The organism is Streptomyces tirandamycinicus, assembly GCF_003097515.1.
Classification (GTDB): Bacteria; Actinomycetota; Actinomycetes; order Streptomycetales; family Streptomycetaceae; genus Streptomyces; species Streptomyces tirandamycinicus.
Window position 1 is genome coordinate 6,059,513 of record NZ_CP029188.1, and the last position, 15,389, is coordinate 6,074,901.

Here is a 15,389-nt window from a genome sequence, read left to right on the forward strand (position 1 = left end):
GCCCGCGACTCTGTAGTCGATCACCCTCCCGGCCGGCTCCGGCCCGGCTCCCGCCCCGGCAGTGGCCGGTCTCCTGAGGCGCAGTGGCCGTGCACCGGCCGCGCACCGGCCCCGGCCGGGCGCCTCTGCAGGCCGTGCCCGCTCGGGAAGCCGGTCCCCGGGCCCGCGGGCCCCGGCCGGCCGCCGTCAGTTCGACTGGAGAACGGGCAGGGCCGGGGCGCCCGTCGGAAGCATGTGCTTGGCGGCCAGCACCGGGACGCCACCGGACCGCACGACCTGGGTGACCAGTACCGCGGGGGTGTCGGCGGGACGGTTCAGCTGGGCTCCGCGACGCCGCCCGAGCAGCGTCGCCGTGATACCCGAGTGCGCCGACAGCGGCACTCCGCGGGAGGCCCCGGTCAGCACGGCGAGCATCGACGTCCCCGTGCCGTCCCCCGTATCCCGCAGAGCCCGCGCGAAAGCCGGATGCGCCCCCTCCAGGACGTCGTCGCCCGCCGCCCACTCCTGGCTGAGCGCCGCCGCGGCGCCCTCGCCGGACAGCAGCGACTCCCAGAACCGCAGCTCGGCCCGTGCGGGCGCGAGCAGGTGCTGGGTGGTGAAGTCCGTCGGCTCCTCGACCGTCCGCAGCAGCGCCCGCACCCGCAGCGGCGTACCCGCCGAGAGCTGTTCCTCCAGCGGGCGGACGTGCTCGAAGCCACGGCGGGGAGGGCTGTCGTTGACGGTCCTGCCGACCCCGCGCCGCACCGTCAGCAGCCCGTCCTCCTGCAGCAGCAGCAGCGCCTCGCGCAGTGCGGGCCGGCTGACGCCCAGGTCGGCCGCCAGCCTGGGCTCGGACGGCAGGGTGCAGCCCGGCGGATAGGTGCCGTCGTGGATGGCGTCGGCGATCCGCTCGTACAGGACGACGACCGGCCTCCGCTGCTGTCCGCTGACTGCCACGAACCCTCCTCGGCTCACTTGTCAGGCTGCGCTCCAGGGCGCTCGTCCTCCACGAGGCCCTGCAGGCGGTGGTGGGGGCGAGTCGGGCGCCGGCCGGAACACCGCTGCGCCGGGTCCCGGACCAGCGCTCCTCTGGGCGATCGGAGTCGTGGCGCCCCCTCACGTTCCGCCGTCCACCGTAGTTCACCGCGGGAAGGCCGCGACGCTCCGCGCAGAGGTTTCCCGTCCGGCTGGACGAGCTTGTCAGACAGGACTGCCGGAGTCTGCTGAGTCTTGCCGAGTTCTGCGAGTGCTGCGAGTTCTGCTGAGATGTGCGAGATGTGCTGGGACCCGCCGGGCCGTCGTCGTGTCGGCGAACCCATGGGTGGAGCTCGGCAGGCGACATTCCGGCAGGGGACGGCAGGCCGCCCCCGAGGGTGCCTCTGCGACGTCGCCCCCGCGCTGCCGGGGGACGCGGGGTCGTCGCCGGTCCCCGCGGTGCTCCCGCGTTCGCTGCCGCAGCACACGACCCGAGGCCGGCGTTAGCCTGGCGCCATGTCCGCAGCACCGAGCCCCCCTCCCGGCCCATGCGACCCCCAGGGCGCCTCCGGCGCCGAGGCGCACGGCGGCAGGGGGGCTGGCTCCGGCGCTCTCCCCGTCGCGGTCGCGGTGGGCCCGAGGACCTTCATCCGCCACTACCGCCTCGACGACGCCGCCGAGTACACGGCACTCGCCCGCGAAAGCACCCGGCTGCACAGGCCCTGGCTCTTCCCGCCCCGGACCGGCGCCGAGTACGCCGCCTACGCCCGGCGGCTCCTGGAGGACCCGACGAGGACCGGCTATCTCGTCTGCGACCGTGCGGACGGGCGGATCGCCGGATTCGTCACCATCAACAACATGGTCCAGGGAGCCTTCCTCAGCGGAGCAGTCGGTTACGGGGCGTTCGCCCACGCCGCGGGTCGCGGACTGATGGCGGAGGGGCTCGGGCTCGTCGTCCGCCATGCCTTCGGACCGCTGGGACTGCACCGGCTCGAAGCCAACATCCAGCCCGGCAACGGGCCTTCCGTCGCCCTCGTGCGGCGGCTCGGCTTCCGTCTGGAGGGCTTCTCCCCGGACTTCCTCTTCATCGACGGTGCCTGGCGCGACCATGAGCGCTGGGCCATCACCGCGGAGATGGAACTCCGTGCGCCGCAGCCGCACCCCGGTGCCGTCAGGCCGGACTGACCCCCGGAAACCGCGTGGACCGTCCGCCCCGGCCGTACGTCCGCCCCGGCCGTACGGCCACTCCCGCAGGGTGGGCCCGTGCGGGGGCGGCCCCGGCAAGGGAAGCGGGCTGGGACGCCGGACCGGCGCGGTACGGGCCGGGGTCCCCGGAACCGCGAGGCGGCGTACGGATGAACCTGAGCCCCCGTACCCCCGTGGTGACGGGGGCTCAGGGGCTGAAAGGGGCTCAGGCGGCCACTACGGGACCCACGAAGTTGCGCGGCGGGGCGCCCGACTCCTGCTCGGCGACCGGCCCCCAGCGCCAGCGCATGTTCGCGGACGCGGTGTTGTTCGGCGGGGTCACGATCGCGGTCACCGGCTCGATCACTCCGCCCTCGCCCGGCTGCCCCTGCCGGAACGTGAGGGTGAACCGGGCGCTCGCCCCGGGCTCCAGGGTGACGGCCGAGTGCGACACCGACTGCTGGTTCTCGAAGCTCTCCGTCGTGCCTCCGCGGGCGAGCGCCACCTTCGGGAACCCGTCCAGCAGGCATGTGCCGCTCCCCGCGTTCCGGAGGTCGACGACAGCGGTCCGGCTGCTGCCCGGCTCGGCCCCGCCGGCGACCGCGGTACCCCCGGGAGCCCAGGAGAGCGCCAGGTCCGAGGTCAGACACGGCGGGGGCGGCACCGCCACCGCGGGTGCGGCCGGCACCACCGGCGCGGCGATGGCCGCCACGGCCAGGGCGCCCAGGAGCCGCGCGCGAGCGGGGACCGCGTTACGGGCGCGAACGGCCGTACGGAGACGTGACGCACAGGCACGGATGGCACGGGCACGGGACGCATGGGCACGGGACGCACGGCCACCCACGGCGGCCGGGTCAGGGATGTGAGAGCTCCGTTCCGTGCGGCTGCCCGTGCGGGTGCGTATCGGCCATGACATGCGGTACCTCCGTATTCGGCTGCTGGGCCTCCGCTCGCGGCACGCCGCCAGGACGGCTCCTCGGGTGGCAAGGCTCCCGGGCCGAGCGGCTCACGACGGGCCGGGCCGGCGGAGTGCGGGCACCCTCGGCGCGGCGCCGGGGTGCACTGCCCGAGCACACGGCCTGCCCCGGCTCTTCCGGTGGGCCCAGGCGCGGCTCGGATGCTCACGAGCACAATCGATCTCACCCTAAACCAGCCATTAGGGTGATGCATCCGGACGATTCTCCTGCCGCACTCGTGCTCGCGCTGGTGCCGTGTCCGTGTCCGTGTCCGTGTCCCTGTCCGTGTCCGTGTCCGTGTCCGTGCCGCCGGGCGCCGGTGGCACGCGCATTCCGGTCCGCGGAACCCCGACCGGCCCTCAGCGGCCCGCCGTACCCGGGGTGCCCGGGGAGTTGCTGACGGCGGCCTTCCGGTCGACGTACTCGAACACCGAACCGTCCGGGTGCACCGCGATGAGATTGCGGCCCGCCGGCGTCGGCACCGGCCCCGCCACCACCGTGGCGCCGACCTCGGTGAGCGTCGCGAACGCCGTGTCCACGTCCTCGACCGCGATGGTCGCGGAGACCTTGCGGAGGATCTCCAACTCGGCCTCGGGCCCGCTCATCAGCAGGAAGCAGCCCACAGCCGCCACCGATACTCCGCCGCGCTCGAAGCGGAGCGCACGCGTGCCGGTGAGGCGTTCGTAGAAGCCGGACGCGGCCTCGATGTCGTCGACGCAGATACGCAGCGTGGTTCCGAGGATCTCCATACCGGCGAGGGTAGTTGGCGGCGCGGAACCGCGAGATCGGTTCCGTCGCGGCCCGGTCGTGGTCGCCGCCGGGCCCGTGAGGCACGGGCGGCGCGTGAGTGCGCGGCGAGCGCGGACGGGGCCCGCCGGGGGCGAAGGGCCGCATGGCGAAGCCCGACGCCCGCGCCGAGGTGCTCCTCACCCGGGCGGGCGGTCCTGGCACATGTCCACGTCGGCCCCTTCGGCCCTTCGGCCCCTTCGGCTCCGGCGCACGTCCACGCCGGCCGCGTCGGCCCTGGTGCACGTCCACGCCGGCCCCGTCGGCCCCGTCGCTCCCGGCGCACGTCCACGTCGACCCGTCGGTCCCGTCGGCAACCTGGCCGATGTCGGTGACCGAGTACGCGTCAGGGCACCCGGCAGAGCAGTTCGCCGTGCGGGACCATGAACCAGCCGTCCTCCTCGTGCCCCCAGGCGCGCCAGGCCGCGGCGATGCCGTCGAGTTCGTCCGGGCGGGTGTGGCCGCCCTCGAGGGCGAGGGCGGCGTAGGCCGAGGCCGTCGTACGGTCCGCCCACAGCCCGCTCCACCAGGCGCGTTCGTCCGGAGTCGTGAAACACCAGGCGGAGGCGGTCGCCGTGATGTCGCTGAAGCCCGCGGCGCGTGCCCACGCGTACAGCCTGCGGCCGGCGTCCGGTTCGCCGCCGTTCGCCCGGGCCACGCGGCGGTAGAGGTCCAGCCAGGCATCCAGCCCCGGGACTTCGGGGAACCAGGCGAAGGCGCCGTAGTCGCTGTCGCGGACGGCGACGACGCCACCGGGCCGGCACACCCGCCGCATCTCGCGGAGCGCCGTCACGGGGTCGCCGACGTGCTGTAGCACCTGGTGGGCGTGGACGACGTCGAAGGAGTCGTCGGGGAAGTCCAGTGCGTGGACGTCGGCGACCGCGAAGCGGACATTGCCCAGCCCGCGGGCTGCCACCGCCTGCCGTGCCTCCTCCAGGACGTCCGCGGCGGCGTCGACGGCCGTGACCGTGCCGCCGGGGATGAGGGACGCCAGATCGGCGGTGATCGTGCCGGGACCGCATCCGACGTCCAGGACGTCCGCCCCCGGCCGCAGTTCGGGCACCAGGTGGGCGGCGGAGTTGGCGGCCGTGCGCCAGCGGTGCGAGCGCAGCACCGACTCGTGGTGGCCGTGGGTGTAGACGGCGGTCTTCCTCGTCATGCGGCCGCACTCCTCTCGAGACGTGGTGCGGCCACCGTACTCCCGGTGCTCCATATTTCGAGACCAGTGTCTTGTCATACGGACAGGTGTGGAGGTCGAGGAGCCGGTGCCCCGGACCGGGCGTGTGTGCCCGTACCGGGGCGAACCGCGGACCCTCGGGACCTCTCAGAGCAGCGGTGCGGTCGGCGACGGGCGGTAGACGACCAGTGCCTCCGAGAGCTTGTCCACCGTCAGGTCCTTCGGCGCCTGCGCGATCTCCCCGTCGTACGCGAGCAGTGAGCCCGGAGCCAGGCCGGAGACGCGCAGTTTGCGCAGCCGGCCGGCCGCATGGAACGCGGACCGGCTCAGTGGACCCGAGAGGGCCGCGGCGAGCAGCCGCACGCCCGGAAAGCGGCCGCCGTGCACCACGCGGACGTCGAGCAGTCCGTCGGCGAGGTCGTAGCGCCGTCCGGGAGTGGGGCCGAGGCGCTGGTAGCTGCCGTTCCCGGCGAACAGCAGCCAGAGCGGCCTCCTGCGCCCGGCGATCTCGGCCTCCAGCGGGTGCTCCCCGCGCAGGGTCCGCAGCGCGGCCAGCACTCCGGCGGGCCAGCCGCCGATCCGCGGCGACCACCGTTCCCGGATACGCACCATCTCCGGGTACACGCCGAGGGAGAAGGTGTTGACGAAGTGGCCCTCGGGCGCACCGCCCGGGCCCGGCGTGAACCGGCCCAGGTCGACCCGTACGGCATCGCCCGACGCCAGTGCCCGGCAGGTGTCGTGGACCGTCTCCAGGCCCAGGTCGTACGCGAAGTGGTTCAGGGTCCCCCCGGGGAACACGGCGAGCGGGAGCCCGTGCCGGACCGCGGTGGTCGCGGCGAGGTTGACCGTGCCGTCGCCGCCGAGCACGCCGAGGGCCCGGCAGCCGCTCGTGGCCGCCTCCTCCAGGGCGCTCGCGATCTCCTGCGGCGCGCACTCGACGATCCGCGCCAGCGGCAGCGCGTCGCGTACCAGCGCCGTGGCGTCGTCCCCGGGCGCGAGCGCACCGAGGGGGCCGTTGCCCGCACCGGAGGAGCGGTTGACGACCACGACCAGGTCCTTGCCCGCCGTCAGCGGGGGTGCCTGGGTGTGCGGCCGCCCGGCCGGCGGCAGTTGGTCACGGGTGGGCACCAGCCCGCGCACCGCGAACGCCGCGCCGACCCCGAGAGCCGCTCCCACGAGCACATCGCTCGGGTAGTGGACCCCGGTGTACACGCGCGACAGCGCGACCGCGGCCGCGACCGGGGCCACCACCGCACCCCAGCCCTTCGACTCCATCGCCACGCCCGCGGCGAAGGCCGCCGCCGACGCCGAGTGGCCCGAGGGGAAGGACGTGGTGAACGGCTGCCGCTTGAGTTGCCGGACGAGCGGCACGGCGTCGATTACCGGGCGAGCCCTGCGCACCGAACGCTTGGCCACGGTGTTGATCGTCGCCGAGGCGAGCGCCAGCGAGGCCACACCTCGGACGGCGGCCCTCCGCGACCGTGCGCCGCGGCCGAAGACGGCCATTCCGGCGGCCGTGCCGAACCACAGAAGGCCGTGGTCGGCGGCCCTGCTGAGCCTGGGCAGCACGGGGTCGGCGCCCGGCCAGTGACGGGTCGCGACCGCGTGGAGGACCCCGCGGTCCCACCCCGTGAGGGTCGAGGCGATCCGCCTGGCGCGCGGCGAGCGCGGCGACAGCCCCTCGGGGGCCGTCACGAGGCGGGCCGCGGCGCGGGTGAAGGACTGCGGGAGCAGCTGCGCGGCGGAGCGCGTCGCGCTGTCTCGATGGAAGGCCGGCATGGAACGCGGTTACCCCGGGTCCTCGCGATCCAAGCGGGCCCCGCGCACTTGCCACCCCGCCGCGCGGAACGTGCCGGGCCGGTTGGGCCGGGCCGGTTGGGCCCGGTCCTGCCACGGCCACGGCCACGGACCTGCCGCCCATCCATCCCGGCGGTGCACCGGTTCCACTGTGAGCGCGCCGGTCCTCCCGGGAGCGCACCGGCGGGCCGTCACGGTCCGTGGCCCTGCCGCGGCGGGCCGGCGGCGCGGGTGCGCTCGCGAGTTGGCATCGCCGGACGGCCGGAGCACAGTGGACCCCATGGACAGTCGCCTGCTGGAACGGCATGCCGAGGCCCTGGCGCTCTTCACGGACCGGGTGCACGCCGTCCGCCCGGAGCAGTGGGAGGCGCCGACACCCTGCACCGGATGGTCCGTCCGGGATCTGGTCAACCATGTGACCGCCGAGCAGCTTTGGGTGCCGGCCCTGGTGGGGGAGGGCCGTTCGGTCGCCGACGTCGGGGACTCCTACGACGGCGACGTGCTGGGCGGGCACCCGGCCGTCAGCTGGGACCGGGCCGCCTCCGGCGCCAAGGCGGCCTTCCACGAACCGGGTGCCCTGGACCGCGCCGTCGGGCTGTCGTACGGCGAGAGCACCGCGGCCGCCTACTGCTCGCAGATGACGACCGACATGATCGTGCACGCGTGGGACCTCTCACGGGCGATCGGCGCCGACGACACCCTTCCGGGCGAACTCGTCGAGTTCGCCGCCGGGGAAGTGGAGCCGTACGCCGCCGAGCTCTCCGGGAGCGGTCTGTTCGCACCCCCGGTGGAACCGCCGGAGGGCGCGGACCCGCAGACACGGCTGCTCTGCCTGCTGGGGCGGCGCCCCTGAACCGCTGCACCGCTGTACTGCTGAAGCCCTGAACCCCCGAAACCGCTGAACCCCTGAACCGCTGTACCGCTTCCCGCCGCGCCGGTACGGAAGCCGCTACGGAAGCGGAGCCGTACGCCCGGTCACCGCGTCGGGACACCCCGTGCCACCCCGTGCCACCCCGGGTCGCGACGGCGGGGCGTGGCGGGCGGCTCCCCGAAGGCACCGAGGCCAGGACCCGTGCCGCCGGCCCGACGGCACCCCTCGGGCCCGGTGCCACCACCCCCCAGGTCATCCGTTCGACAGGTGACGCGGTCCGGGCGGGCCACCCGCCGACGCCGTGAACGACGGTCACGGCGACGGCCACGGCCACGGCGACGGCGACGGCCACGGGGCGGCCGACAGCCAGGCCCCTGCGACGGCCGGGCCACGGCCTCGGCCGCGTTCCGCGGTGCCCCGGGGACTGCCGAACGGCCCGCCCGGAGCGGCGGGCGGGCCCGAACCTCCGTATAAAGGCCTCGTGGGCCGGACCGGGTTCGCCGGCCCGGGAGTACGGGAGGTGGGCGCATGCGGCAGTCCGAGCCGGAAGGCCACGGCCCGGTCCGCTACGGCCCGCCCGCACCGGACCCCGGTCTGCCCGTGCTGCCCGAACTCGCCGACGTGCTCGCGTCCGCCGCCGGGCGCACCTCCCCCGAACCGCCGGGAGGGGGACCGATACTGCGCGAGGCCGCCGCCGGCTACTGGTGGCGGCGCGGACTGCGCAGCCACCCCGAGGACGTCGCCGCCGCACCCGGAGCCCAGCCGCTGCTGCTCGCGCTGCTCGCCGCGCACGGAGGTGACGTCCTCATGCCGCGGCCCTGCCCCGCGTGGTGGACACCGCAGGCCCGGCTCCTCGGCAGGCCCGCGTTCCATGTGCCCACCTCCGCCGAGAGCGGCGGTGTCCCCGATCCGTACGCCCTGCTGGAGACCGTGCGACGGATCCGGGCGGAGGGCGGCAGTCCGCACGTCATGCTGCTGTCGGTCGCGGACGACCCCACCGCCACCGTCGCTCCTCCCGAACTCGTCCGGGAGGCCTGCGAGGCGGCGGTCGGCGAGGGGCTGCACATCGTCAGCGACGAGACGTGGCGCGACACGGTGCACGAGCCGCTCGACCGCCCCCTGCTCAGCCCCGCCGAGATGTGCCCGGACGAGGTGACCGTCATCAGCGATCTGTCCGGCGCCCTGCTGCCGGCCGCATGGCCGGTCGCCGCGGCCCGGTTCCCGACCACGGGGCCCGGCGCCGGCCGCCGGGCCCGGGTGCTCGACATCCTCACCGCCCTCGGGGGTTTCGTCGCCGGCCCGGTGGCCGCGGCCGCGGCGCACGCCCTGGACGAGCCGGGCCCGGTCGCCGCCCGGCGCGGCCGGGCGAACGCCCTGCACGCGGCGGTCGCGCAGGCGGTCCGCTCCCTGATCCTCACCTCCGGTTGCCTCGCGGGTCCGGCCCAGGCGGGCCGTCATCTCTACGCCGACCTGGGACCGTTGCGCGCCCGGCTCGCCGGTCTCGGCGTCACCGATTCGATGGAGCTGGAGGACTACCTCAGCGAGCGCCTGGGCACGCCGGTCCCCGGCGGCCACCGTTTCGGCGACGAACTGGGCGCCCTGCGCGTCCGTATCGACACCGGCCCCTTCCTGGGCGCGAGCCCGGAGGAGCGCCTCGAAGCCCTCGAGTCCGACGCCCCGCTCGCCCTGCCGCATGTCGCCAAGGCGCTGAACTCCCTCGGATCGGCCTTCCGGGAACTGCGATGACCAGGCCCCGGAGACCCCGGCCCGCGAGCCCCCACCGCGATGAACGGAGCCGCAGATGACGGAACAGACGGACCAGCCGCCTCCCGCCTCCCCGGCGGCCCCCACCCGCCGCACCACGGGAGAGGCCCCGGCCATGGCCCCGGCCATCACCCACGCCCCGACTCCGGCCCCGACCCCGGCAGACCGGTCCGCGCCGCACCGCCCCGGCGCGACGGACGGCGCCCCACCGGGCGGCCCCGGTGGATCAGGTCCCGGTGGATCCGGCCCGGTTCGAGCCGTTCCCGCCGGAGCCGTGTCCGCCGGAGCCGTGTCGCCGGAGCCGTCCCCGCCGGAGCCGTCCCCGCCGGACGGCGGGGCGGACGGCGGCGAGGCGTCCGGAGGAGCCCCCCGGGGACCGCCCGGGCACGCCGGCGCCGCCACCGCACCCGCGCGGCCGTGCGGACGCCGGGACCGCGCCGCCGCGAGGCCGGCGGGCCCCGCGGCGGTGACCGGGCTGCGGCCGCTGGGGCTCACCCGGCGGTGGCCGCGGTCCTTCGCCGACCGGCTCACCGCGCCGCTGCCCGGTGTACGGGCGATGGCGCGGCTGGCGCGGGAGGGCGCGCTCCGGCCCGCGGCCGCCGGGCTCAGGGACGTCCCCCGGCTGCCCTTCGCCCCGGGGACGCTGCCGGACGCGGAACCGGGCACCGTCGCCGTGACCTGGGCGGGCCACGCGAGCTGGGTCGTCGCGATCGGCGAGCTCACGGTGCTCACCGACCCCGTCTGGTCCCGCAGGATCCTGGGCACACCCGCCCGGCTCACTCCGGTGGGCGTCCGCTGGGAGGACCTGCCGCCCGTCGACGCCGTCGTCATCAGCCACAACCACTACGACCACCTGGACGCGCCCACCATCGCCCGGCTGCCCCGGCGCACCCCGATGTTCGTGCCCGCGGGGCTCGGCGGCTGGTTCCGGCGCCGGCGCTTCACCCGGGTGACCGAACTCGACTGGTGGGAGACGGCGGAACTGCCCGCCGGCAGCGGGGTCGGCTCGGTGCGGTTCGAGTTCGTGCCCGCGCACCACTGGTCCAAGCGGACCCTCACCGACACCTGCCGCTCGCTGTGGGGCGGCTGGATCCTCACCGATCAGCGCGGCCGCCAGGTGTACTTCTCGGGGGACACCGGCTACGGCCACTGGTTCAAGGAGATCGGCCGGCGCCACCCGGACATCGACCTGGCGCTGCTGCCGATCGGCGCGTACGCACCCCGCTGGTGGCTCAGTTCGGTGCACACCGACCCGGAGGAGGCGGTGCAGGCGTTCCAGGACGTGGGCGCCAGGAACCTGGCCCCGATGCACTGGGCCACCTTCGTGCTGTCGTCCGAGCCGGTGATGGAGCCCATCCGCCGGCTGCTGGCCGCCTGGGAGCAGACGGGCCTGCCGCGTGACCGCCTGTGGGACCTGCCGGTCGGCGGCTCACGCGTGCTCACCGCCTGACGGCCGCCCCCGGCGGAGTCTGCGCCACAGCGCGGGCACTCCGCTCAGCACCAGCGTCAGCCCCACGGCCGCCAGCACCCCCTGCCAGGGCTCGTCGAACAGCGAGCCGCCGAGGATCCCGATCGCCCCGTACGCGGCGGCCCACGCCAGGCACGCGGGCGCGTCGCCGCGCGCGAAGCGCGCCAGCGGCATCCGCGCCATCAGGCACGCGAGCATCACCGGAATCCGTCCGGCCGGTACCAGCCGGGACAGTACGAGCACGGTCCCGCTGTGGTCGGCGAGTCTGCGCTGTGCCCGCGCCAGCCGTTCCGGGTCCGCGCGGGCCCGCAGCGCCTCCAGCCGCCTCGAGCCGTTCCTCGACCCGACGCCACGCCTGCCGAGCCAGTACAGCGTGATGTCACCGAGGAACGCGGCGGTCGCGGCCACCACGAACACGAGGAGCACGGCGAACGGCGCCGTCTGATGGAGCGCCACCACCGCCGCCGTGCTCACCAGCGCGCCCGTCGGCACCACCGGTACCAGCGCGCCCAGCGCCACCAGCAGGAACAGCGTCGGATAGCCGACGGCCTGCTGGGTCGACTCCGGCGGGAGCTGACCGACCACGTCCTGGAGCCTCACCGGAAGACCTCCGGCCGCACGCTCTGGCCGTGGACCAGCCGGTGCACCGCCACCTTCGGCGCCCGGCGGGCCGCCTTGCGCACGAACTCGTCGCCCGGCGAGTGGAACTCGTGCGGCCTGACCGCGTCCATCCCGATCGGCCAGTACGTGCCGTAGTGCACCGGCACCGCCGAGCGGGGCCCGAGCGCCTCGAGAGCACGGGCCGCGCGGTCCGGGTCGAGATGGCCGTGCCCCAGGAACGGCCCCCAGCCGCCGACCGGCAGCAGCGCCACGTCGACCGGACCGACCGCGGCCGCCATGCCGTCGAACAGCCCGGTGTCCCCGGCGAAGTAGGTGCGCGCGCCGCCGTGGACGACGAAGCCCAGCGCGGGGGAGCGGTGCGGCCCCACCGGCAGCCGCCGCCCGTCGTGCGCCGCCGGGACGGCCCGTACGCGCACGTCCGCCACCGCCACCTCGTCACCCGGTGCCACCTCCACGATCCGCAGCCCGGTCAGCCTGCGCAGCCCGGGGACCGCCCGGAGGGCGCCCCGGGGCACGATCAGCCGGGTGCCGGGGGCGAGCCGGGCGAGGGAGGGCAGATGCAGATGGTCGGAGTGCAGATGGGAGACGACCACGGCGTCGGCGACGGCGGCCGCGGGCGGCGGCAGTTCACCCCGCCTGCGGCGCAGGTGCGCGAGCCGGCCGGCGAACAGCGGGTCGGTGAGCACCCGGACCCCCGAGTCCTCGACCGTGCAGGTGGCATGACCCCACCAGGTGACCTCGACCGCCACGCAGCGCCTCCTCGCCGGCGACCCGGCTCCGCCCGGACCACGGCCGGTCAGGCCGCCGTGTCGGTACGAGCGTAGGCGCTCGGGTGCCGGTGGTCTCCCGAGCGCCCCGAAGTGCGCCTCCCCCGCGCGGTCCGCGCCCGAGTAGGGTCGGGCCACGACAGCCGACGCGGGGGGACGGTCCATGACAGGCGCCGGGGACGGTGTGCGGGTGGCGGCCATCGCGAGCCTGACGCCGCTGGAGGAGCTCGACAGCGACCCCTTCCTCGTCGACACGCGCAGCCAGCACGCGATGTGCGCCCGCTGGGCGGCGGACCGGGGCTACGTGGTCGCCCGCGAGCTGCTGTTCTACGGACTGCGCCCCGACCACTGCGTCCTGTGGGCCGATGTCGAGGCGGGCCTGGTCGATCTCTTCGTCGCCCCGAACGAGCGCGTGCTGGCGCGTGCGCTGACCTCCGTCCGCGAGTTCTCCGCCGAGTGCGAGCGCCGCGGTGTCCGGCTGGCGACGGCCGGTCTGGACGAGCCCGCGTACGACGCCGCCATGAAGGCGAGCGTGCACCGGCGGCTCTCGATGCCGACCGCGGGCTACAACGGCTGCTGACCGCGGGTCGAGCGGGGGCCGGTGCGCGCGGGCCCGCCCGCAGTCCGCTCACCGGCCTCCGCTCACCGGCCTCCGGCCCCCGGGCGCCCGCTCACCGGCCCCGGCCCGCCCCGCGGTCGCGACAGGGCGGTCGCGACGGGCGGCCCCGGGCCGCGGGCCGGTACCCCCCCCCGCGGGGGGTCCGGGAGGCTCCGGAGACCGGACGGCCGGTCCGCGTGACACGCTGGACGCAGGCGAGCCGAGAGAGGTGACGCGCGTGGGCCTGCCGAGGGTGGGCGAGGGGTGGCGGTGGAGGTCCGCCGGGGGAGCGCTGCTGAGGGTAGTCGTGGTGTGGGCGGTGTCCACCCTGACGCTGCTCGCACTCGCCGGGATCCTGCCCGACTTTCAGCTCCGTTCGGACAACGGGGAGAGCATCACCCGGACCGCCGTCACCGCGGCCTGGGGAGCGGGCGCGTTCGGTCTGCTCAGCGCGCTGGTCTGGCCCCTGGTCGTGCGCGCGTTCCTGCTGGTGCCCGCGCTGGTGCTGGGCCTGCTGGTGTTCTTCCTGAACGGCTCCCTGCTGCTGCTCGCCCTGAGGCTCATCCCCGACGGGGGCGGTGCCGCCGCGCCCGAGACCGCGGTGGTGGTCGCCGCCGTGATGTCCGCCGTCGCCTCGGCCACCTCCACCGCGCTGGCCGTCCGGGACGACAACGCCTACCGCCGGCGGCTGTCCCGCCTGGCCACCCGCCGGCGCCGCAGACGCGGCCGGCCGGCGGACGGCGACGCGCCTCCGGGGACGGTGTTCCTGCAACTCGACGGGGTGGGGCACGCCGTGCTCGTCCAGGCCGTGAAGGACGGGCTGATGCCGACCGTCGCGAGATGGCTCGACACCTCGCACCGTCTCACCCGCTGGCGCACCGACTGGTCCAGCCAGACGGGCGCCAGCCAGCTCGGCATCCTGCACGGCTCCAACCACGACGTGCCCGGCTTCCGCTGGTACGAGAAGGACACCGGCCGCATCATGGTCAGCAACCGGCCCGCCAGCGCCGTGGAGCTCCAGCGCCGCGCCGCCCTGCGGACCAGGGACGCCGGGCTCCTCAGCCTCGACGGGGCCAGCCGCGGGAACCTCTTCACCGGCGGCGCCGAGCAGCTCGCCCTGGTCCTGTCCGCGGCCGCCCGCCGTGGCCGCGGCAACCGCTCCAGGGCCGGCTACTTCGCCTACTTCTCCGATCCCGCCAACGCCGTCCGGACCGCGGTGTCGTTCGTGGCGGAGGTCGGCCGCGAGATCGGCCAGTCCGTCCGCTCACGGGTGCGCGGCGACCGTCCGCGCACCCGCCGCGGCGGGCTGTACCCCTTGATCCGGGCCTTCGCGACCGTCGTCGAACGGGACGTGGTGGTCGCCGCCGTGATGGGCGACATGCTCGCCGGGCGTACCGCCGTCTACGCCGACCTCGTCGGCTACGACGAGGTGGCCCACCACTCCGGACCGCACAGCCGCGACGCCGCGAAGGTCCTCGAACGGATCGACCGCGCCGTCGCGCTGATGGCGAAGGTCGCCGAGCACGCGCCCCGCACGTACCGGATCGTGCTCCTGTCCGACCACGGCCAGAGCCCCGGCGAGACCTTCGAGGGCGCCTACGGGCTGACCCTGAAGGACCTCGTCCGCGCCGGGTGCGGACTGCCCGTCTCCCGCCGCGCGGGACGCACCAGGAGCGGGGCGGAGGCCCGGGACGCCGCCCGGCACGCACTGCTCGGCGCGCTGCACCGGCGGGGCGGCGAGGACCCGGCCGAGGAGCAGCCCTCGCCCGGCCCGGAGCCGATCGTCCTCGCCTCGGGGAACCTGGCGCTGATCTCCTTCCCGGACCTCCCGGGACGGCTCAGCCGCGAGGAGATCGACCGCCGCCACCCGGCGCTGCTGCACACCCTCGCCGGGCACCCCGGCATCGGCTTCCTCCTGGTGCGCAGCGAGCGGCACGGCTCGGTGGTGGTCGCCCGGGACGGGGACGGGACCGTGGAGCTGCCGCTGGCCGGCCTCGACGGGCGGGGCCCGCTGGCGGTGTTCGGGCCGGGTGCCGCCGACGCCGTCCGGCGCACCGATTCGTTCCCGCACGTCGCCGACATCATGGTCAACTCGATGTACGACCCGGATACCGGCCGGGTGCACGCCTTCGAGGCGCAGATCGGTTCGCACGGCGGGCTCGGCGGAGAGCAGTCCCACGCCTTCCTGCTGTCGCCGGTCGAGCTGTCGGAGCCCGTCCCGGGCGGTGGCGAGCCGACGGGCGCCGAACAGGTGCACACGGTGCTGCAGCGCTGGCTGGACGAGTGCCGCGGGGAGCCCTTCGGCCCGCAGGTGCCGCTGCGTCAGGTACCGCCGCATCAGGTGGAGGATCCCCGGCAGCCGGGTGCTCCGGGCGAAGCTTTTCCCGTGACGGGCCCCGACCTGCCGGACAAAGCGGACTGATTTTGCGGGGTGCGCAACCGTCA

At 75.6% G+C, this 15,389-nt stretch carries 13 protein-coding genes; 6 read left to right on the forward strand and 7 right to left on the reverse strand.

From position 1 onward, the window contains the following. Positions 1-186: 186 nt before the first annotated feature. The gene (locus tag DDW44_RS26440; protein WP_108908001.1) at positions 187-936 is read right to left on the reverse strand and encodes a GntR family transcriptional regulator; all 750 of its coding nucleotides are present in this window, start codon (positions 934-936) and stop codon (positions 187-189) included. 534 nt (positions 937-1,470) lie between these two features. Between DDW44_RS26440 and DDW44_RS26445 the strand changes: the two genes are divergently transcribed. Further along, the gene (locus DDW44_RS26445) at positions 1,471-2,139 is read left to right on the forward strand and encodes a GNAT family N-acetyltransferase (RefSeq protein WP_208648013.1); all 669 of its coding nucleotides are present in this window, start codon (positions 1,471-1,473) and stop codon (positions 2,137-2,139) included. Positions 2,140-2,365: 226 nt separating this feature from the next. Here the strand turns inward: DDW44_RS26445 and DDW44_RS26450 are convergent, their stop codons facing one another. From DDW44_RS26450 to DDW44_RS26465, 4 genes are all read right to left on the reverse strand, one after another. After that, positions 2,366-2,851: a DUF4232 domain-containing protein gene (locus DDW44_RS26450; protein ID WP_027732357.1), complete on the reverse strand. Its 486-nt coding sequence runs from the start codon at positions 2,849-2,851 to the stop codon at positions 2,366-2,368. A gap of 603 nt (positions 2,852-3,454) precedes the next feature. Further along, positions 3,455-3,844 carry a VOC family protein gene (locus DDW44_RS26455; protein ID WP_108908004.1) on the reverse strand — a complete coding sequence of 130 codons (390 nt, stop codon included), beginning with the start codon at positions 3,842-3,844 and terminating at the stop codon, positions 3,455-3,457. 383 nt (positions 3,845-4,227) lie between these two features. Then, complete coding sequence (locus tag DDW44_RS26460; protein WP_108908005.1) at positions 4,228-5,040, reverse strand: class I SAM-dependent methyltransferase; 813 nt, start codon at positions 5,038-5,040, stop codon at positions 4,228-4,230. A 165-nt stretch (positions 5,041-5,205) separates the two neighbouring features. Continuing rightward, on the reverse strand, positions 5,206-6,837 hold the full coding sequence (locus DDW44_RS26465; RefSeq protein ID WP_108908006.1) for a bifunctional phosphatase PAP2/diacylglycerol kinase family protein: 1,632 nt from the start codon (positions 6,835-6,837) through the stop codon (positions 5,206-5,208). Between the two features lie 298 nt (positions 6,838-7,135). On the opposite strand from DDW44_RS26465, the gene DDW44_RS26470 reads away from it, so the two are divergent. The 3 genes from DDW44_RS26470 (at position 7,136) to DDW44_RS26480 (ending at position 10,940) form a co-directional block, all read left to right on the forward strand. Continuing rightward, on the forward strand, positions 7,136-7,708 hold the full coding sequence (locus DDW44_RS26470) for a TIGR03086 family metal-binding protein (protein ID WP_108908007.1): 573 nt from the start codon (positions 7,136-7,138) through the stop codon (positions 7,706-7,708). Between the two features lie 546 nt (positions 7,709-8,254). Next, complete coding sequence (locus DDW44_RS26475) at positions 8,255-9,472, forward strand: aminotransferase class I/II-fold pyridoxal phosphate-dependent enzyme (RefSeq protein ID WP_108908008.1); 1,218 nt, start codon at positions 8,255-8,257, stop codon at positions 9,470-9,472. Between the two features lie 484 nt (positions 9,473-9,956). Next, positions 9,957-10,940 (forward strand): MBL fold metallo-hydrolase, encoded by a 984-nt coding sequence (locus tag DDW44_RS26480; RefSeq protein WP_108908955.1) that lies wholly within the window; start codon positions 9,957-9,959, stop codon positions 10,938-10,940. Here the strand turns inward: DDW44_RS26480 and DDW44_RS26485 are convergent. Together DDW44_RS26485 and DDW44_RS26490 are read right to left on the reverse strand one after the other, a co-directional pair. Then, positions 10,920-11,558, reverse strand: a complete 639-nt coding sequence (locus DDW44_RS26485) for a DedA family protein (RefSeq protein WP_017944365.1) — start codon at positions 11,556-11,558, stop codon at positions 10,920-10,922. The genes DDW44_RS26480 and DDW44_RS26485 overlap by 21 nt on opposite strands. Continuing rightward, complete coding sequence (locus DDW44_RS26490; protein WP_108908009.1) at positions 11,555-12,328, reverse strand: MBL fold metallo-hydrolase; 774 nt, start codon at positions 12,326-12,328, stop codon at positions 11,555-11,557. The genes DDW44_RS26485 and DDW44_RS26490 overlap by 4 nt, the downstream gene beginning before the upstream one ends. 181 nt (positions 12,329-12,509) lie before the next feature. On the opposite strand from DDW44_RS26490, the gene DDW44_RS26495 reads away from it, so the two are divergent. Together DDW44_RS26495 and DDW44_RS26500 are read left to right on the forward strand one after the other, a co-directional pair. Then, positions 12,510-12,926 carry a recombinase family protein gene (locus DDW44_RS26495; protein WP_018888868.1) on the forward strand — a complete coding sequence of 139 codons (417 nt, stop codon included), beginning with the start codon at positions 12,510-12,512 and terminating at the stop codon, positions 12,924-12,926. A gap of 271 nt (positions 12,927-13,197) precedes the next feature. Beyond that, entirely contained in the window at positions 13,198-15,366 is a 2,169-nt protein-coding gene (locus DDW44_RS26500; protein ID WP_108908956.1) for a phage holin family protein, read from the forward strand. Positions 15,367-15,389 lie beyond the last annotated feature (23 nt).